We start from the raw sequence: 18746 nt of genomic DNA, 5'->3' as shown, positions 1-18746 counted from the left end.
CGAGATCGACGCATCTTCGGGTGCGATCCGGCGGGCCGTGGCGACCGCAGACTCACGATCACCACGTGCCACCAACCGCGCGGCCTCACGAGCGGCGTCGACACACCGAACCTGCATCGACACCGCCAGGACTCCACCGACACACAGCACGACCACCGTGACGATCGAAGCCAGAGCAATCGCGGCCTCCACCGTCACGGCGCCGTCGTCGGCTTGCCGAATACCTCTCGTGGACAACATCACACAGCTGTCTTGAGCGCCTTGTCGATGATGCCTGTCAGCGCCGAGACAATGGAGTCGCCAGTGACAACCGTGTACAGGACGGCACCGAATGCGGCAGCCGCAATCGTGCCGATCGCATACTCCGCGGTGGACATGCCGTCGTCCTCGGCAACCAACAGCGCAAATCTGGCCGACACCGTCCTCAACGTCTTCGAAATCATTTCTCCCCCTTCAATCGAAACCTTTGGCAGCACTTCTGCCGCAGGAGCTTTCACTCGGATCCGGCTCACAGCAGGCCGTTACCGAGCACAGTCGTGGCAAGCCCGATCACCACCGGGACGATGCCCAAGGCGATGAACGCCGGGAGGAAACACAGCCCGAGTGGACCGCTGATCAGCACTCCCGCGCGTTCGGCTGCGGCAGCAGCAAGATCCTCGGCGTCACCTCGACTGCGCTCGGCGAGTTCGGCCATGGATGAGGACAGCGACGAACCCGAACGGGCGGAACGCCGAGCCATTCTGGCGAGCGCCTCGGTATCGGGATCGAGAGCGGCTTCGCTCCACGCGGCGTCGGGATCGGCACCGAGCGCCAGAAGGTCGGCGACGCGACGAAGCGAGTCGGCCATCGGTTTCGGTGCCGTCGACGCCATCGCTGTGATCGCGGCGGAGACGGGAAGCCCCGCTCGTAGGCAGGCCCCGAGAAGGTCGAGACTTGCGGCAACTGCGAGTGGATCCGGCTTGTCCGGGACTGGAACCGAATCTTCTGTTGTTGTGTCCGCGAAGAGAATTTCTGCCGCCCTGGCCGAAGCACCGCGACGAGCGGGAATGATCGCGAACGCCAACGCCATCATCGCCACGGATGCCCAACTCACGACGTGACCTTCGCAGTTATCCGGTCGGTCCAGAGCAGACCAGCTGAGACACAAGCGGTTCCGATCACCAGGAGCACGCCGCCGAGCCCACCTCCGAACAGCACGCGCAGCGGCGAAGCACCCATCAATTGCCCGAGACCGATCCCCAACAGCGGGAGAAAGGCCAACACCGCAGCGGTCGCCCGAGCGCCCGCCAACCCGGCCTCGGTACGCTGACGAAAGCGTCTACGTCCCAACATGTCCGTCCGGACGGCGCCGAGTAGTTCCGCCAGTGCCAGCCCGTGTTGGTCGGCGACCCGCCAGACGGATCCGATGCGGGAGAACTCACGCTCGATGCACGAATCCGGTACCGCGAAGGCCGCTGCGGCAGAACCTCCGAGACGCGCCCTGGCCCCAGCGGAACGGAATACGGCACTCACTTCTCCGGTACATTCCTCGCCTGCAACAGAACTGGCCGCTGCAGGATGCGCGCCGACGCTCAGCTCGGCGATCAGCACCTCCAGACCGGAGAGCAGCATCTTCTGTGAGAGATCCCGGGTTTCGGCTGCATTCGCGCGTCGGCCACGGAGGATCAGGGTCCCGGCGAGGACGACAGCCGCACACCCTGCCGGAAGACCTCCGAGGATCCACGCGGCCGAAATCGCGAGAAATGCGGCGACGAACTGCCACGGAATCTGCCGGGAGGACTTGCGGACGCTCGGGGTGTACGTGGCGAGCCGAGCACGTGAATCCCGCACCGGCGCAATCGAGACCGCCAACGCGAAGGCCAAGAGGGAAACCGTCACGTCCCGACCTCTCGATTGCGAAGCCGGAACATCCGCTCGAGCCGCTCACGACCCGAACCGCCGTCCGGCCACGCCTGCATGATTCGTACATACCCGTCCGCACCGCGGTCGATGACACCGATCTGTTCGAGACGCCTCGATCCGTCAGCCAATCTGTGCACGTGCAGGATCACTTGAACTGCCGCGGCAAGTTGACTGTGCAACGCGTGGCGATCCATACCGCCGAGCGCCGCCAACGCCTCGAGTCTGGCCGGCACCTCTTCGGGCGAATTGGCGTGAACGGTGCCGGCGCCGCCGTCGTGGCCGGTGTTCATCGCCGTGAGCAGATCAGTCACCTCTGCGCCGCGGACCTCACCGACGACGATGCGATCGGGACGCATTCGTAGTGCCTGCCGAACCAGATCGCGCACCGTCACCTCTCCGACGCCCTCGACGTTGGGAGCTCTGGCGACGAGGCGGACGACGTGTGGATGCGGCGGCGCCAGTTCGGCCGCGTCCTCGACACAGACGATTCGCTCGCGCGGGTCGACCGCGCCGAGCATGGCGGACAACAACGTGGTCTTTCCCGCACCGGTCCCGCCGATCACCAGAAAAGCCAAGCGACAAGAAATGATGCGATTGAGGAGCTCCCGCGCGTCCGGTTCCACGGCGCCGTGGGCGGACAGCGCGTCGAGACCCTGGGTCGCGGGCCGCAACACTCGCAGTGACACGCAGGTTCCACCCTGGGCCACGGGTGCGAGTACGGCATGAAGTCGTACCCCGAAGTGCCCGTCGCCGACGCCCCGCAGGCGGCCGTCGACCCACGGTTGGGCGTCGTCGAGGCGTCGACCTGCCGACAGTGCCAACCGCTGCGCCAATCGACGCACAGCTGCCTCGTCGGTGAACCGCACCCCTGACCTTTCGAGGCCGACCCCGCGGTCCACCCAGACCTGATCCGGCGCGGTCACCAGTACGTCGGCGACCCCGGGTTCGTGCAGCAGAGGTTCGAGCGGCCCCGCGCCTGTCAGTTCCGTCTGGAGCACCCTGACGACCTCCAACAGATCCGTGTCCGCCAGAACGCCCGAGGACTCAGCTCGCACGGCATCGGCAACGGTGGCCGCCGTCGGCTCGCCGACCGACGACGCCGTCAATCGCTCGCGAACTCGGTCGAGCAGTTCGGCCGTGACCAACGCACTCATGCCGCAGCCCTGCGCGGGCGTGCGCCGGATTCGACGGCGTCGAGTACCGCTGTTGCCGCCACACTCAACGGACAACCGCGGGTCAATTCGAGGCCACCACGCTCGAGCATCGGCGCCAGCGATCGGTGGCCGCGCATCACGGCCGTCAGGGGCAGGCCGAGCATGTCTGCCACATCGGCGCCGCGTAGGCCTCCCGGTGCCGGCCCACGCACGACGAGCCCGACGTTGGAGTTGTGTCGCACCACCCAGGCTCCGACCTTCTCGGCCGCGACGCATGCGGCCACGGTGGCCGGAACCACCACGAGCACCGAATCCGACATCTCCAACACGGCCTGACCTACCTCGCTGGGATGACGTGGCACGTCGCAGACCACGAGCCCGCCGGAACTGCGACCTGCGTCAAGCACGGCGCGAACGGCGGTCACTGTCGGACCGTCGATCTCCCGGCGACTGCTCGCCAGAACCCTCAGAAACTTTCCCTTCGCCGGCAGTGCATCGCGCAGCGCCTCCGGGGACAACCGCCCGCCCTCGACGGTCAGTGCACCCCAACGTAATCCGGGAGCAGTCTCGATACCCAACAGCACGTCGGCGCCGGAACCGAGTGCGTCGACGTCCACCAACAGCGTCGGGACGTGACGTGCCGCCGACGTCAACGCGACTGCCGCAGCAGTTGCCGAGGCTCCGCCGCCGCCACAACCACCCACCACGCTCACGACGGTGCCGTCACCACTGACGTCGACGTGGTCGGCCAGAACTGCGACCAGCGCGTTCTCTTCCTCGGGCAAGGACAGAACGCTGTCGGCTCCGATCGCGGTGGCGCTCTTCCAATCGTCGACGGTCGGTGTGCCGTCGCATACGAGGAACACTCGCGTTCGCTTGGGGGAACGAGCCAGAGCATCTCGCGCCGCCGACGCGTCCAGTACCACCGCCGAGGCCCGGTTCCACTGTTGCCGGGACACGGGATGTTCGGCCTCGTCCAGCCGGCGGTCCACCGCGGCAGCGACGCGTCGCACGCTCGCGAGGATTTTCGCGTCGTCGACGAGAACCAGAATGGGAGCCCCGGTTTCCTGAGAGCTGATCGTCGTGTTCATGACTGCAGAGCCTGAACGAGCACCGGCACCGAAAACAGTGGGCCGAACAACCCTGTGGACAACTGGGAGGTTGGGGAGAAACAGGCCTGAGACAGAGGACGACCCCCGCCAATGGGGGGAGGAGGCGGGGGCCGTCTGAGTTCAGCCCCGGGGGGTCGGGCTGAACTAGTTCGAACGAATCGAACAGCAACGATCTTACACCCGCCATCGGCGAGAAATGCAAGCCTGAGCTGCACTGAACTGCTGTTTTTCGCCGAAAGAGGACGCTTGCCGAAGCGCACACGAACCGCCTGTCGGACTATCCTCAATCCTGTGACCGACAAGCCTGCGAACGGACTGAATACCGGGCGGACAGCCGCTTTCTTCGATTTGGACAAAACGATCATCGCGAAGTCGAGCACCCTGGCGTTCAGCAAGCCATTCTTCGCACAGGGTCTGATCAATCGACGCTCGGTTCTCAAGAGCAGCTATGCGCAATTCCTGTTTCTACTGTCCGGCGCCGATCACGATCAGATGGAGCGCATGCGCGAGCATCTGACGGCGATGTGTGCGGGCTGGGACGTGGAACAGGTGAAGGCCGTCGTCGCGGAGACTCTGCACGACATCGTCGATCCACTCGTCTTCGCCGAGGCGGCCGATCTGATCGCAGATCACAAGCTGCGTGGACACGACGTCATCGTCGTGTCTGCTTCGGGTGAAGAGATCGTCGCACCGATCGCCCGCGCCCTCGGCGCCACCCATTCCGTCGCGACGTCGATGAGGGAGGAAGACGGCCACTACACCGGCGAGGTGGACTTCTACTGCTACGGCCCCGGCAAGGTCGAAGCCATGAAAAAACTCGCCGCGGAGTACGGTTACGACCTCGCCGCCAGTTACGCCTACTCCGACTCGGTGACGGATTTACCCATGCTCGAGGCTGTCGGACATCCGACCGCAGTCAACCCCGATCGAGCGTTGCGCAAGGAAGCGGCCGTAAACGGTTGGCCCATACTGACTTTCTCGAATCCGGTCTCACTTCGTGCCCGATTATCGGCCCAGTCCACGACCACGGTGGCCACTACCGCTGCGGTGGGAATCGCAGCTCTGGTGGCCGGCGCCATGACCTTCGGGCTACTGCGCCGGAAACGCTGAAATCCAAGGCCCACAAACAAAAATTGGTACTTGCTGTGAGCCCGGACACAGGGTACAAAGGAGTTACGGAAGAACGGAAGGCCAGGAACGGCTCGGAAGAGAAGGACCGTTTCCCCAACCGAAATTCCTAGCACGGGCACTAGGGCACCCACGCGGAGCACAAGCCACTATAAGGGCAGAAGCGTTGTGGGCCTGCGAGATTCGTTCAATTTGAGCGAGGACCCCGCACAGGTTGCGGGGACGACCTCAGAAAGTGCGATCCCTCGCCGAGGCCACCCACACAACCCACCGAGCACGCTTGGTAACGAGTAGTCCGTGCTGACGGGCGGCGAAGTCGATTTATCGGCAGCGCCGCCCGTTCGTTATGTTCCGGCAGGGGCAATTTGCCGGACTATCCGGTAGCGGCGTCGGCAATCGAAGTCGCCTCTCGCGCACCGGCTTCGAGAGCACCACAGCACAGAATCACCCAGCTGCCGACGCCCGCCGGATTTCCCGAAGCGAATCCTGCCGCGCCGTCCGTGTACGCCTGTGGCCGCCGAAGCCAACTGACCTCGGGGACCCCGAGATTGTGCGGATCCAGCCCCGACGAGACCGCAACCAGACGCGAGGCCGCGCGGGCGACGATGCCGTCAGCGGTGCCGAACGGGCTCAGCGCCAAGAGTTCTCCGTGTACGACGGCCGCCAGAACAGGTGCCGGTGCACTGGTTCCGCCAGTAACGAGTTGGGCGAGAGCGTCCAACCGCTCCCCCACTCCGCGATCCGACCGTGGCCGCCCCAGTTGATCTGCGTCCTCGACGAGATCCGCCGCGGCCAACAGGTGCAGCCGGGCCAAAGCCTGAAGTGGGGCTCGCTTCCACGTCGACTCCATGAGCGGAAGGCTGTCGCCGTCGAGAGCCTGAGCCACGCGCAGAGCACCCGCGAGAATCGGATCACCGGCCATGCCCTCGGCCGGCAATTCGGTGGTGCCACCGGCCAGCGATGCAGAAGCGCGCGCAGCGCGAACCGCGGCTTCAGCGGCAGTGGTGGGCCAACCGCGACGGTTGGTCTTGTGCCGATGAACCTCACCCAGAGCATCGCGCGCATGATCGGCGGCGGCGCGTACGCCTGGAAGATCGACGAGGGGCTGCAAGGGGTCCGTCACGATCAACGACGGTACCCTTGCAGCCCCTCTGCGGACTTGCCTACCTACCTGTTGCGTCAGCTTCCCAGCTTGATGGACCCACCGGGAATCGCGTCGAGCAACTTGCGGGTGTAGTCCTGTTGCGGATTACCGAACACGTCGTCGATCGGTGCCGATTCGACGATCGAGCCACGCGACATCACCAACACGTTGTCCGCGATCTGACGAACCACGGCCAGGTCGTGCGTGATGAAGAGGTACGTCAACCCGAACTCTGCCTGCAGGTCGTTGAGCAGGGTCAAGATCTGATCCTGCACGAGCACGTCGAGAGCGGAGACCGCCTCGTCGCAGATCACGACCTCCGGTTGCAAGGCCAGTGCTCGCGCGATGGCGACGCGCTGACGTTGTCCACCGGAGAGTTCGTTCGGGAACCGACGCATGACCGACTGCGGTAGACCCACCTTGTCGAGAAGTTCGCGGACGCGAGCCTCACGCTCGGCTTTGGTCCCGACCTTGTGGGTACGCAGCGGTTCCTCGATCGTGCGGTAGATCGAGTACATCGGGTCGAGTGTGCCGTAGGGGTTCTGGAAGATCGGCTGCACTCGTCGACGGAACGCAAATGTTTCCTTCGCACCGAGTTTCGCCACGTCCTGACCGTCGAAGACCACGTTGCCCGCAGTGGGCTCGAGCAGACCGAGGACCATCTGTGCGACCGTCGACTTACCGGAACCCGATTCACCGACGATCGCCGTTGTGGTTCCGCGGCGGACCTTGAAGGACACGTCGTTCACGGCTGTGAAGTCGGTGGTCTTGCGGAAACCCTTGCGCAGCTTGAACACCTTGGTCAGATGATCGACGACAAGAACGTCGTCGGTCACCTTGCCGAAGGACTCTGCCGCACTTTCCTCGGCCTTGACCGCTTCGGCGACCTCTTCCGCCTGTTCGCGAATCTCGGCGCGCGCCACCGACGAGCTGAGCCGCTTCGACGCCAACGACGGCGCAGCCGCGACCAGCTTCTGCGTGTACGGATGCTGCGGGCGCTTCAGAATCTCCAGTGCCGGACCGGATTCGACGATACGACCCTTGCTCATCACGATCAGATGCTCGGCGCGCTCGGCGGCCAGGCCAAGATCGTGAGTGATGAGCAGAACGGCGGTGCCGAGTTCCGTAGTCAGACCGTCGAGGTGGTCGAGGATCTGACGCTGGACGGTGACGTCGAGCGCCGACGTCGGCTCGTCCGCGATCAGGAGCTTCGGACGAGCGGACAACCCGATCGCGATGAGTGCGCGCTGACGCATACCGCCCGAGAACTCGTGCGGGTACTGCCCCAACCGGCTCTCGGCTTCGGCGAGTCCTGCCTCCTCGAGCAGTTCGGCGGCCCGAACCTTGGCTGCCTTGCCCTTGGCGATCCCGTTGGCGGCCAGTGCTTCCTCGATCTGGAAGCCCACTTTCCACACGGGATTCAGATTCGACATCGGGTCCTGCGGAACCAAACCGATCTGGCTTCCCCGGATGTGGACGAAGTCCTTCTCCGAGACCTTCGAGATGTCCTTGCCGTCGAAGATGATCTCGCCTGCCGTCACCTTGCCGGTGCCGGGAAGCAGATTGATGATCGAGTGGGCGGTGGTGGACTTACCCGAACCCGATTCGCCGACGATCGCGACCGTCTGACCCGGGTAGACGGTCAGGCTGACGCCTCGAACTGCCGGAACCGGACCGGAATTGGACTGGAAAGACACCTCGAGATCACGAATCTCGAGCAACGGAGTTTCCTCCGAGGTGAGAGTTTCCTTGGTGGTCATCGTGCTCACCGCTTCCGCGACTTGGGATCGAGGGCGTCGCGCAGAGCGTCACCCATCATGATGAATCCGAGAACGGTGATCGCCAAAGCCGTTGCCGGGTAGAACAGAATGGTCGAACCCTGACGCAGCGTCACCTGAGCGTTGCTGATGTCGCCGCCCCACGAAACCTCGGTGGACGGAAGACCGATACCGAGGAAGGACAGCGTCGCCTCGGCAACGATGTACGTACCGAGCGAGATGGTGGCGACCACGATGATGGGCGCCAACGAGTTCGGGATGACGTGGCGGATCAGTGTCTTGAGCTTCGAGACACCCAACGCTTCCGAGGCCATGACGTAATCGTTGTTCTTCGCCGAGATCACCGCGCCTCGAGCGATTCTTGCCATCTGCGGCCAGCCGAAGAGCGCCAGCACGCCGACGACGGTCCAGATGGTGCGATCGGTGAACAGCTGCATCAGGACGATGGCAGCCAGGATCAGCGGGATGCCGAAGAAGATGTCGGCGACACGGGAGAGGATCGAATCGGTCCATCCGCCGTAGAAACCGGACAGCGCACCGAAGATCACGCCGATCACCAGCACCGACGCCGTGACGCCGACGCCCACGAGTACGGATGCGCGAGCACCGTAGATGGTGCGCGAGTACACGTCACAGCCCTGGCGGTCGAAACCGAACCAGTGCCCTGAGGTCGGCCCCTGCATGCTGTAGGTCAGGTCGCAGAACCGCGGATCGGTGCTCGTGAACAAGCTCGGAAACGCTGCGATGACGATGACCGCGAGGATGATGATCGTCGAGATGATGAACAGGGGGCGCTTGCGTAGGTCGCGCCACGCATCGGTCCACATGCTGGTCGGCGCCTGATCGAGTTTGACGGCGTCCGTCTCCCCCGGTGCCGCAACTTCGGGCGGTGCCACGAAATGACTTTGCCGGACTGCGCGTCCGGTCTTCACGGTCTCAGACATAGCGGATCCTCGGATCGAGCGCGGCGTACAAGAGGTCGACGAGCAGATTCGCGATCAGGTAGATCACGATCAGGATGGTGACGAACGAAACCACCGTCGGCGCTTCACCTCTGGTCACGGCCTGGTAGATCGTGCCGCCGACGCCGTTGATGTTGAAGATGCCCTCGGTGACGATGGCGCCGCCCATCAACGTTGCGAGGTCGGCACCCAGGAACGTGACCACGGGGATCAGCGAGTTGCGCAACACGTGCACGCGAACCACTCGTCCACGGGAAAGTCCCTTGGCGGTAGCGGTGCGGACGTAATCGGCAGTCAGATTCTCCGCCACGGACGTTCGGGTCAGTCGCAGGACGTAGGCGAACGAGACCGAACCAAGAACCAGGGCAGGGAGCAGGAGATTGGTGAAGCTGGTGTTGCCACCGACCGTCGGCGGGACGATGCCCCATTTGACGCCGATGAAGAACTGAGCCAGGAAGCCGATCACGAAGATCGGGATGGCGATGAGAACGAGGCTGAACAGCAGGACGGTGCTGTCGAAGAATCCGCCCTTACGCAGGCCGGCGATGAGGCCGAAGCCGACACCGAAGACGGTCTCGACGATCAGTGCCATGAAGGCGAGTTTCATCGTGATCGGAAATGCCTGTGCCAGAACTTCACTGACAGGTCGTCCGGAGAACGACGTGCCGAAGTCCAGCGTGAAGATGCCCTTCAGGTACAGCAGGTACTGCTGATAGAAGGGGAGATCGAGGTGGTAGCGCTCCCGAAGCTGTGCTGCCACAGCCGGACTGAGCGCCTTGTCGCCCGCCAACGCGGCAATCGGATCACCGGGAAGCAGGAAGACCATGGCGTAGATCAGAAGAGTGGCCCCGAGAAAAACCGGGATCATTTGAAGCACTCGGCGACCGATGTACCAGAGCATCGGATCACCTCCTTGTCGATGATCGTGTACGTCAGCGGACAGTCCGGTGTGAACACGAGTTCGGGACGGCAGGCAGGGCGCCTGCCGCCCCGAACTCACGTTTCAGATGCGGATCGTTCTACGCGTCAGTTCTTTTCGATGTCTTCGTAGACCGGAACACCGTTCCAGCTGATGGTCACGTTGGAAACGTTCTCCGACCATCCACTGGCAGCGTTGCGGTACCACGTCGGAACTGCGGGCAGGTCCTTGAGCAGGACTTCCTGGGCCTGATCGAGCAGTTCCTGAGCCTTCGCCTGATCGGTCTGGCCGGCCGATTCGCGCAGGAGGCGGTCGAACTCGGGGTTGGAGTACTCACCGTCGTTGGAGCTGCCGCCGGTCTGGTAGTTCTGCGCCAGGAAGCCGTACTGCTGCGGGTAGTCGCCCTGCCAACCGGAGCGGAAAGAGCTCTGGATGGTGCGGTCGGTGGCTTCGGTGCGGATCTGAGCGAAGGTGGCGTACTGCTTGCCCTTTGCGTCGATACCGAGGGTGTTGCGGATGCTGTTCGCCGTGGCATCGACCCATTCCTGGTGTCCGCCGTCGGAGTTGTAGGCGATCTCGAAGCTGCCGGACCACGGTGCGATGGCGTCGGCCTTGGCCCAAGCAGCCTTGGCCGCCTCGGGATCGAACTTCACGTTGCTGTTACCGGTCAGCGAGTCGTTCCAGCCCTTGATTGCGGGGCTGGTGAAGTCGAGTGCAGGCGTCCTGGTCTTGTTGAAGATCTGCTGGGTGATCTGATCGCGGTTGATCGCCATCGAGATCGCCTGACGGCGGAGCATGCCCTCTTCGCCGCTGAAGTGCGGCAGGCGACCCGGGATCGTGAACGTCTCGATGGTTGCCGACGGCTGGTTGACGGTGCGTCCGGGCAGGTCCGACTCGAAGGTCGTGACGGCGCTCGGCGGAACCTGGTCGAGAACGTCGACGTTGTTGGCCAGGAGATCGGTGTACGCCGTGTCGAGGCTGTTGTACATGATGAAGTCGACGCCGGCGTTCTTCGGCTTACGGTTGCCGTTGTAGTCCGGGTTCACGACGGTGTCGATGCGGACGTTGTGCTGCCACGCGCCGGTTCCGTCGAGCTTGTACGGGCCGTTGCCGATCGGGTTCTCACCGAAGGCGGTCATGTCCTTGAACGCGACCTCGGGCAGCGGGTAGTACGCCGTGAAGCCGAGGCGATCGGGGAACGCCGACTCGGGCTGCTTGAGTTCGATGGTGAAGGTGGAGTCGTCCACAACCTTCAGACCCGACATGGTCTGTGCCGTCGGAACCTCGGCGGCAACTTCGTCGTAGCCCTTGATCGGATCGAAGAACGATGCCTGAAGCTGAGCGTTGGTGGAGAGGGCGCCGTAGTTCCACGCGTCGACGAACGACTTCGCGGTGACGGGGGTGCCGTCCGTGAAGGTCCAACCGTCCTTGAGCTTGACGGTGAAGTTCTGACCGTCGGTGCTCTCGATGGACTCGGCAACCTCGTTCTCCGTACCGCCGTCTGCGGTGTACGAAACGAGACCGGAGAACAGCGAGTCGAGGACGCGGCCGCCCATGTTCTCACTCGTGTTCGTGGGGATCAACGGGTTCTGAGGCTCGCCCGCCCAGGCGTTGACGACGCCACTGGACGATCCGCCCGACGAATCGCCGGACGAACATGCCGTGATCAGCACTGCCGTCATTCCGAGCGCGACCGCGCCCGTCGCTATGCGTGAGATACGCAAAGGAATTCCTTCCACATCTAAGTGACCCCGAGCATGCTCGCGGCCTGCCGACAGCCGTAACTGCCGGCGTCGTGTCGCCTACAACTGAAAGTGAACGTGACTTCGAGTTGTGGTCGAATAATGGTTTGACAATAGACACATCCGACGCGGGGCGCGCATCGCACCCATTGTCCGCAATTCCGAGGGAAATCTGTCCGCGCCCATTCACTCGTCGGCGGAAGCGACCACCCGTCGCATCAATTCGACCGATCGTCGCAGGACAACGGGTTGCAACGTGATGCAACGGTGCGTTTACGCGAGCTTGTGACTACCCTCACACGGAGTCAGAAAAGTGTCGATCAAAGTGGAAAGAAGGCCGTCAGCCATGACAAGCGCAGCCGAAACAGACGTCCCCCAGGCATATCCGCCGAGCGCAGAGTTCGCTGCGGCCGCCAACGCGGGACCGGAGTTGCAGGCTGCCGCAGATACCGACCGCCTCGCTTTCTGGGCGAATCAGGCTGAGCGCCTTCACTGGCACGAGAAATGGACCGACGTCCTCGACTGGACCGACGCCCCCGTCGCCAAGTGGTTCGTCGGCGGAAAACTCAACGTCGCCTACAACTGCGTCGACCGCCACGTCCTCGCCGGCAACGGCGACCGCGTCGCCATCCACTTCGAAGGCGAACCAGGCGATTCCCGCGACCTGACCTACAACGACCTCCTCGCCGAAGTCAGCCGCGCCGCAAACACTTTCACCGACCTCGGCCTCGTCGCCGGTGACCGCGTCGCGATCTACATGCCGATGATCCCCGAAGCGATCGTCACCATGCTCGCCTGCGCCCGCCTCGGCCTGACTCACTCGGTCGTCTTCGCCGGATTCTCCGCCACCGCCCTACGCTCACGCATCGACGACGCCCAAGCCAAACTCGTCGTCACCGTCGACGGGCAGTGGCGACGCGGCGCAGCAGCACCCATCAAAACAGCGGTCGACGAATCCGTCGCCGGCGCCGAATCCGTCCAGAACGTGTTGGTGGTCAACCGGACCGGCATCGACGTCGACTGGACCGACGGCCGCGACCTGTGGTGGCACGAAACCGTCGCACAGGCCTCACCCGAGCACGAGGCGCAGGCCTTCGACGCCGAGCATCCCCTGTTCATTCTCTACACCTCCGGCACCACCGGAAAGCCCAAGGGCATCATCCACACCTCCGGCGGCTACCTCACCCAGGCCTCGTACACCCACCACAACGTCTTCGATCACAAAGCGGGACAAGACGTCTACTGGTGCACCGCCGACATCGGCTGGGTCACCGGACACTCCTACATCGTCTACGGACCCCTCTCGAACGGCGTCACCCAGGTCGTCTACGAAGGCACCCCCAACTCCCCGAACGAGCACCGCCACTTCGACATCATCGAGAAGTACGGCGTCTCCATCTACTACACCGCACCCACCCTCGTGCGCACGTTCATGAAGTGGGGCCGCGAGATCCCCGACGCCCACGACCTGTCCTCGATCCGCCTCCTCGGATCTGTGGGCGAGCCCATCAACCCCGAAGCGTGGCGCTGGTTCCGAGAGGTCATCGGCGGCAACAAAGCCCCCATCGTCGACACCTGGTGGCAGACCGAGACCGGCGCGATCATGATCTCCCCACTCCCCGGTATCACCGCCACCAAACCCGGATCCGCCATGGCACCACTGCCCGGCATCTCCGCCAAGATCGTCGACGACGACGCCAAGCCCCTCGGCCCCGGCGGCAACGGCTACCTCGTCCTCGACGAGCCGTGGCCGGCGATGCTGCGCGGCATCTGGGGCGACATGGACCGCTACCGCGACACCTACTGGTCCCGCTACGCCGAAGAAGGCTGGTACTTCGCCGGTGACGGCGCCAAGTACGACGACGACGGCGCACTCTGGGTCCTCGGCCGCGTCGACGACGTCATGAACGTCTCCGGTCACCGCATCTCCACCTCCGAAGTGGAATCAGCACTGGTGAACCATCACGGAGTCGCCGAAGCCGCCGTCGTCGGTGCCGCCGACGAGACCACCGGACAGGGCATCGTCGCGTTCGTCATCCTCCGTGAAGGCGTCGAGAACACCGGCGACGTCCTCATCGCCGAACTCAAGGCTCAGGTCTCCACCGACATCAGCCCCATCGCCAAGCCCCGTCAGATCACGATCGTGCCGGAACTGCCGAAGACCCGGTCCGGCAAGATCATGCGCCGCCTCCTGCGCGACGTCGCCGAAGGCCGCGACCTCGGAGACACCTCGACCCTGGTCGATCCCAAGGTATTCGACGCCATCCGCGGCAAGTAGGGCCTTCGGCCCCTGTGCGCCTTTTTGGTAGTCCCCACTACCGGAAAGGCACACAGGGGCGAAGCCCCTCTCGCAACTTCACTTCCTCTTTCGACGTCAGCCAGGACTCCTCGGCTACGCGGATGTCTGCGGCAACCCTCTTGTGCAAGGACTTTCCGCGCGAGGAGAGAAACACGCGTACCTTCCGACGGTCGTCCTCCCCGACTTCGCGGTAGATGAGCGCGAGCGAGACCAACTTGTCCGCAACTCGCGTCAGCGTCGGAGCCGGTGTTCCCGTTCGATCGCGCAGCTCAGCCATCGTCAGCCCCTCGGTCGACGCCAGGGCTTCGAGCGTCATCCAGTGATCAAGAGTGAGATTCTCTGCCGCCAGCGCCTTCTCCGCCGCTGCCGCGGCCATTCGAGCTGCTCGGACCAGCGCAGTCGTCAGCGACGCATCAAGAATTCCGGAGTCACTTTTTCCCACTGATCACTCCCCCGCTGTTGCGCAGTTCACACTTCTCGGGCAATACTTTCAAATGAAATGATAGTAACCCAGGCCAGGCCGCTGACTCCCGATTCCGGCGGCGACGCATGAGCGCTACCGGCGCGCTCGAACGCGCGCGCAGCGCGGTGTGGCGCCTGGGCATGGTGGTTCCCCTTCAGGGGCCGGCCGGACTGTTCGGCCCCTCCTGCGAAGCAATCAGCGAGTTGGCCGCCCGCGACCTCAACAACTCCGGTGGCGTGCTGGGACGCGAAGTCCAGATCGAAGTGATCGACGGCGGCGCTTCGCCGAGCGTCGTCGCCGCCCGCGTGGGACAACTACTCGACGCAGGCGACATCGACGCGGTCAGCGGTTGGCACATCTCCTCTGTCCGCCACGCTCTTGCACCCGTGGTCGCGGACCGCATTCCGTACTCGTACACCTCGCTCTACGAGGGCGGCGAGGTCAGATCCGGCATCTACTGCTCCGGCGAAACACCACGGCAGCAGATCGCGCCGGCGCTGAAGTGGCTGCGCGACAACGTCGGAGCGCGTAAGTGGTTTGTCGTCGGGGACGACTACATTTGGCCGCACAGCTCTCTCGGAGCCGTGAGGCAATTCGCCACCGAACTCGATCTCAGCCTTGTCGGCGGTTCGTTTGTCGACCTGGGGCGCGGAAACATGAAGCAGTTGGTCGAGACCGTCTCGAACTCCGGTTGCGACGGCGTGATCATGCTCCTCGTCGGCCAGGACGCCGTCGATTTCAACCGCGCCTTCGCCCGCCGCGGCCTCGACGAGTCGATGATCCGGTTCAGCCCGTTGATGGAAGAGAACATGCTGCTCGCGAGCGGGCCGAGGGCAACCCGCAACCTGTTTGCCTCCGCCGCGTACTTCCGTTCGATGGTCGACGGCAACTCCATGGATCTACTCGGGCGCTACATCGCACTGCACGGCGCGCACGCTCCGGCGCTGAACAATGCCGCCGAATCGTGTTACGAAGGGATACATACCCTTTCGGCCCTGGTTCGACGCGCCGACAGCACTCATCCGCGTGACCTGGACGCCGTCGTCGAGGGTGCCGCGTACGACGGGCCTCGCGGAACCGTCGAGTTTCGTGATCGTGTTGCACGACAGAAGATTCAGCTCGCCGTCGCCGACGGACTCGACTTCTCGATCATCGCAACGCTCTGAGATTTTCCCACTGAGATCTCGCTCTTGACTTCTGTGGCGCGCATCACTTAGTTTCATTTGGAATCATTTCATTTGAAAGTAACCCGTCCCGAAGTAACCGTCCCGAAGTAACCGTCCCGAAGTAACCGGAGGTGCCCGATGGGCAGTGTTGGTTTGCTTTACGTGGGAGCCGTCCTCTTCGTCAACGGACTGATGCTGCTCGGCACAGTTCCCGTTCGATCCGCCTCGGTCCTCAACCTCTTCGTCGGCGCACTTCAATGCGTCGTCCCCACCGTCATGTTGATTCAGGCTCAGGGAGATTCGAGTGCCGTCCTGGCGGCCTCAGGGCTCTATCTGTTCGGATTCACCTATCTCTACGTCGGCATCAGCAATCTCGCCGGCTTCGAGCCGGAAGGAATCGGGTGGTTCTCGCTGTTCGTCGCGTGCGCCGCGCTCGTGTACTCCTTCCTCTCTTTCACAGTGAGCACCGACCCCGTCTTCGGGGTCATCTGGCTCGCATGGGCAGCGCTGTGGACGCTGTTCTTCCTGGTACTCGGGCTCGGCCGCGAGAATCTCAGTCGCTTCACCGGCTGGGCAGCGGTCCTCCTGAGCCAGCCCACGTGCACGGTCCCCGCATTTCTGATCCTGACCGACAACTTCCACACCACACCCGCCGTCGCGGCCGGTTGGGCCGGAGCACTTCTGGTTCTCCTGGGCCTGGCCAAGATCCTCGCTGCACCCAAAACCGCAGTACCCCAATCCCGTCCAGTCTTCAACTGATCGACACAACCAAGGAGTGAAAGACAATGCGACACGGTGACATCTCCTCGAGCAACGACACGGTCGGCGTAGCAGTGGTCAACTACAAGATGCCCCGCCTGCACGATCGCGCCGGCGTCCTCGAGAACGCGCGCAAGATCGCCGACATGATGATCGGCATGAAGACCGGCCTCCCCGGAATGGATCTGGTGGTCTTCCCCGAATACTCCACGCAGGGAATCATGTACAACGAAGAGGAGATGTACGCGACAGCAGCCACCATCCCGGGCGACGAGACCGCGATCTTCTCCGCAGCGTGCCGCGAAGCCGACACGTGGGGAATCTTCTCCATCACCGGCGAACAGCACGAAGACCACCCGAACAAGCCCCCGTACAACACGTTGATCCTCATCGACAACAAGGGCGAGATCGTTCAGAGGTACCGAAAGATCCTGCCCTGGTGCCCCATCGAAGGGTGGTACCCGGGAGACACGACGTATGTCACCGAAGGCCCGAAGGGGCTGAAGATCTCGCTCATCATCTGCGACGACGGCAACTACCCGGAGATCTGGCGCGACTGCGCGATGAAGGGTGCGGAACTGATCGTCCGTTGCCAGGGATACATGTACCCCGCCAAGGACCAGCAGGTAATGATGTCCAAGGCAATGGCCTGGGCCAACAATTGTTATGTGGCAGTTGCCAATGCGGCCGGATTCGACGGCGTCTACTCCTACTTCGGACACTCCGCGATCATCGGATTCGACGGCCGGACGCTGGGTGAAACCGGCGAAGAAGAATACGGAATCCAATACGCGCAGCTTTCCGTCTCAGCCATTCGCGACGCACGCGAGAACGATCAGTCCCAGAACCACATCTTCAAACTCCTCCATCGCGGCTACTCCGGTGTCCACGCAGCAGGTGACGGAGACAAGGGCGTCGCGGACTGCCCGTTCGAGTTCTACAAGCTGTGGGTCACCGACGCCCAGAAGGCTCAGGAACGCGTCGAGGCCATCACCCGAGACACAGTGGGTGTAGCGGATTGTCGCGTCGGAAACCTGCCGGTCGAGAAGACAATCGAAGCGTAAGGATCTCACTGTGCCTTACATCACCGACATGCTCCATGACCGGAACAGTGCAGCACCACCGGCCGAGGAACGAACCGAACCCGTACCGGTCGGGGCCTTCGACGCTCGCAAGCTCTCGAAAGCCCTGAGTTCCAAGATCGTCGGACAACAGGCCGCCGTCGACGCAGTGGTTCGTGCGATTTCGATCGCGCATGTCGGTGCCACGGATCCGACGCGTCCGCTCGCCAACATCCTTCTCGTTGGCCCGACCGGCGTCGGCAAGACGGAATTGGTGCGGCGCGTGGCCGCAGAACTACGGTCAGGACCAGATGATCTGTGCCGCATCGACATGAATGCTCTTGCGCAAGAGCATTATGCGGCGTCGTTCTCCGGGGCTCCACCTGGATATGCCGGTAGCAAGGAGTCCTTCACGCTGTTCGACAAGAACACCGTCGAGGGCGATCCGTACACCCCCGGAATCGTCCTGTTCGACGAAGTGGAGAAGGCCGACCCCACCGTGCTGCGTGCGCTCCTGCAGGTCCTCGACAACGGCGAACTCCGGTTGGCGAACGGTCAGCAGAAGATCTCGTTCCGCAACAGCTACGTGTTCCTGACCTCGAATCTCGGCTCTGCTGCGGTGGCAGAACGTCGGCGATCCCACCTGCGGCAGCTCGCCGATCGCGTCCGGATCGATCGACCGCGCCATGGTCATCATCTGGTGCAACGCGCGTTGGAGAAGTTCTTCGACCCCGAATTCTTCAACCGCATCGACGAAACCGTGATCCTCGACGAGTTCGACGAACAGACCGCGGAACAAGTGACCCGTCTCGAGATCGAACTGATCACGACTCGGTTGGCCAGGAGAGGCATCGACGTCGAGGTGGAGGACAGCGCCGTCGCCCTGTTGCAACGGCGCGGGTTCGACCCGGTGTACGGAGCACGTGGCCTGCGCCGGACCATCCGGAACGTTTTGGCCGACCCGGTGGCCGCCGCCGTTCTCGACCTTCGGCCGGTCGGGACGCAACCACTCGCCTTGCAGGCGCGGGCAGTTGGTGATCAGATACAGGTAAAGAAAGTCCCATGAGTGCTCGCTCACGTTGCGGATCGAATCCGCAACGTGGGCGACACATTTCAAACATGTCCGCGTAACGCCACCTCCCTAGGTTGGGTGCCTG

The 18746-nt window shown here is 63.5% G+C and carries 18 protein-coding genes; 6 read left to right on the top strand and 12 right to left on the bottom strand.

Going from position 1 to position 18746, the window contains the following annotated elements; all coding sequences use genetic code 11:
- The 6 genes from A2J01_RS04160 to ssd all read right to left on the bottom strand — a co-directional run.
- On the bottom strand, window positions 1–240 hold a 240-nt coding region (locus tag A2J01_RS04160), incomplete at its 3' end, for a TadE family type IV pilus minor pilin (RefSeq protein ID WP_064112051.1).
- Window positions 240–443 (bottom strand): DUF4244 domain-containing protein, encoded by a 204-nt coding sequence (locus tag A2J01_RS04155; protein WP_007732448.1) that lies wholly within the window; start codon window positions 441–443, stop codon window positions 240–242. The genes A2J01_RS04155 and A2J01_RS04160, both read right to left, overlap by 1 nt.
- A 65-nt stretch (window positions 444–508) precedes the next feature.
- Window positions 509–1093 carry a type II secretion system F family protein gene (locus tag A2J01_RS04150; RefSeq protein ID WP_007732447.1) on the bottom strand — a complete coding sequence of 195 codons (585 nt, stop codon included), beginning with the start codon at window positions 1091–1093 and terminating at the stop codon, window positions 509–511.
- Complete coding sequence (locus A2J01_RS04145; RefSeq protein WP_042446714.1) at window positions 1090–1878, bottom strand: type II secretion system F family protein; 789 nt, start codon at window positions 1876–1878, stop codon at window positions 1090–1092. Before A2J01_RS04145 ends, A2J01_RS04150 begins: the two co-directional genes overlap by 4 nt.
- Complete coding sequence (locus A2J01_RS04140; RefSeq protein ID WP_042446712.1) at window positions 1875–3056, bottom strand: TadA family conjugal transfer-associated ATPase; 1182 nt, start codon at window positions 3054–3056, stop codon at window positions 1875–1877. Before A2J01_RS04140 ends, A2J01_RS04145 begins: the two co-directional genes overlap by 4 nt.
- Window positions 3053–4147: a septum site-determining protein Ssd gene (gene ssd, locus A2J01_RS04135; RefSeq protein ID WP_042446709.1), complete on the bottom strand. Its 1095-nt coding sequence runs from the start codon at window positions 4145–4147 to the stop codon at window positions 3053–3055. The genes A2J01_RS04140 and ssd overlap by 4 nt, the downstream gene beginning before the upstream one ends.
- Before the next feature lie 312 nt (window positions 4148–4459).
- Between ssd and A2J01_RS04130 the strand changes: the two genes are divergently transcribed.
- Window positions 4460–5278, top strand: coding sequence for an HAD-IB family hydrolase (locus A2J01_RS04130; protein ID WP_064112049.1), 819 nt, complete (start codon window positions 4460–4462; stop codon window positions 5276–5278).
- 391 nt (window positions 5279–5669) lie between these two features.
- On the opposite strand, the gene A2J01_RS04125 is transcribed toward A2J01_RS04130, so the two are convergent.
- The 5 genes from A2J01_RS04125 to A2J01_RS04105 form a co-directional block, all read right to left on the bottom strand.
- Window positions 5670–6419, bottom strand: a complete 750-nt coding sequence (locus tag A2J01_RS04125) for a hypothetical protein (RefSeq protein WP_020905979.1) — start codon at window positions 6417–6419, stop codon at window positions 5670–5672.
- A gap of 56 nt (window positions 6420–6475) precedes the next feature.
- Complete coding sequence (locus tag A2J01_RS04120; protein WP_143173114.1) at window positions 6476–8200, bottom strand: dipeptide ABC transporter ATP-binding protein; 1725 nt, start codon at window positions 8198–8200, stop codon at window positions 6476–6478.
- A gap of 5 nt (window positions 8201–8205) precedes the next feature.
- Complete coding sequence (locus A2J01_RS04115) at window positions 8206–9162, bottom strand: ABC transporter permease (RefSeq protein WP_019746638.1); 957 nt, start codon at window positions 9160–9162, stop codon at window positions 8206–8208.
- On the bottom strand, window positions 9155–10081 hold the full coding sequence (locus A2J01_RS04110) for an ABC transporter permease (RefSeq protein WP_019746637.1): 927 nt from the start codon (window positions 10079–10081) through the stop codon (window positions 9155–9157). The genes A2J01_RS04115 and A2J01_RS04110 overlap by 8 nt, the downstream gene beginning before the upstream one ends.
- Window positions 10082–10206: 125 nt before the next feature.
- Complete coding sequence (locus A2J01_RS04105; protein ID WP_007732431.1) at window positions 10207–11823, bottom strand: peptide ABC transporter substrate-binding protein; 1617 nt, start codon at window positions 11821–11823, stop codon at window positions 10207–10209.
- Between the two features lie 364 nt (window positions 11824–12187).
- On the opposite strand from A2J01_RS04105, the gene acs reads away from it, so the two are divergent.
- Window positions 12188–14119: an acetate--CoA ligase gene (gene acs / locus A2J01_RS04100; RefSeq protein ID WP_007732429.1), complete on the top strand. Its 1932-nt coding sequence runs from the start codon at window positions 12188–12190 to the stop codon at window positions 14117–14119.
- A gap of 37 nt (window positions 14120–14156) precedes the next feature.
- Here the strand turns inward: acs and A2J01_RS04095 are convergent, their stop codons facing one another.
- The gene (locus A2J01_RS04095; protein ID WP_042446697.1) at window positions 14157–14582 is read right to left on the bottom strand and encodes a MarR family transcriptional regulator; all 426 of its coding nucleotides are present in this window, start codon (window positions 14580–14582) and stop codon (window positions 14157–14159) included.
- A 107-nt stretch (window positions 14583–14689) separates the two neighbouring features.
- Between A2J01_RS04095 and A2J01_RS04090 the strand changes: the two genes are divergently transcribed.
- The 4 genes from A2J01_RS04090 (at window position 14690) to A2J01_RS04075 (ending at window position 18655) form a co-directional block, all read left to right on the top strand.
- The gene (locus A2J01_RS04090; protein ID WP_058227138.1) at window positions 14690–15769 is read left to right on the top strand and encodes a substrate-binding domain-containing protein; all 1080 of its coding nucleotides are present in this window, start codon (window positions 14690–14692) and stop codon (window positions 15767–15769) included.
- 138 nt (window positions 15770–15907) lie between these two features.
- Complete coding sequence (locus A2J01_RS04085; protein WP_064112045.1) at window positions 15908–16528, top strand: AmiS/UreI family transporter; 621 nt, start codon at window positions 15908–15910, stop codon at window positions 16526–16528.
- A 26-nt stretch (window positions 16529–16554) separates the two neighbouring features.
- Window positions 16555–17592 carry an aliphatic amidase gene (locus A2J01_RS04080; RefSeq protein ID WP_003946093.1) on the top strand — a complete coding sequence of 346 codons (1038 nt, stop codon included), beginning with the start codon at window positions 16555–16557 and terminating at the stop codon, window positions 17590–17592.
- Between the two features lie 10 nt (window positions 17593–17602).
- Entirely contained in the window at window positions 17603–18655 is a 1053-nt protein-coding gene (locus A2J01_RS04075) for an AAA family ATPase (protein ID WP_042446695.1), read from the top strand.
- Window positions 18656–18746: the final 91 nt, after the last annotated feature.

It is taken from the genome of Rhodococcus sp. EPR-134 (assembly GCF_001647205.1).
Lineage (GTDB): Bacteria > Actinomycetota > Actinomycetes > Mycobacteriales > Mycobacteriaceae > Rhodococcus_F > Rhodococcus_F qingshengii.
Note: the sequence above shows the minus strand (reverse complement) of the source record. Positions and strands in the feature narration are given on the sequence as shown.

Excerpts from the sequence above, each read along its gene's own strand:
- A2J01_RS04085 (WP_064112045.1), top strand. The coding sequence starts at position 15,908 with ATGGGCAGTGTTGGTTTGCTTTACGTGGGAGCCGTCCTCTTCGTCAAC.
- acs (WP_007732429.1), top strand. The coding sequence starts at position 12,188 with ATGACAAGCGCAGCCGAAACAGACGTCCCCCAGGCATATCCGCCGAGC.
- A2J01_RS04090 (WP_058227138.1), top strand. The coding sequence starts at position 14,690 with ATGAGCGCTACCGGCGCGCTCGAACGCGCGCGCAGCGCGGTGTGGCGC.
- A2J01_RS04115 (WP_019746638.1), bottom strand. The coding sequence starts at position 9,162 with ATGTCTGAGACCGTGAAGACCGGACGCGCAGTCCGGCAAAGTCATTTC.
- A2J01_RS04155 (WP_007732448.1), bottom strand. The coding sequence starts at position 443 with ATGATTTCGAAGACGTTGAGGACGGTGTCGGCCAGATTTGCGCTGTTG.
- A2J01_RS04120 (WP_143173114.1), bottom strand. The coding sequence starts at position 8,200 with ATGACCACCAAGGAAACTCTCACCTCGGAGGAAACTCCGTTGCTCGAG.
- A2J01_RS04080 (WP_003946093.1), top strand. The coding sequence starts at position 16,555 with ATGCGACACGGTGACATCTCCTCGAGCAACGACACGGTCGGCGTAGCA.
- ssd (WP_042446709.1), bottom strand. The coding sequence starts at position 4,147 with ATGAACACGACGATCAGCTCTCAGGAAACCGGGGCTCCCATTCTGGTT.
- A2J01_RS04110 (WP_019746637.1), bottom strand. The coding sequence starts at position 10,081 with ATGCTCTGGTACATCGGTCGCCGAGTGCTTCAAATGATCCCGGTTTTT.
- A2J01_RS04140 (WP_042446712.1), bottom strand. The coding sequence starts at position 3,056 with ATGAGTGCGTTGGTCACGGCCGAACTGCTCGACCGAGTTCGCGAGCGA.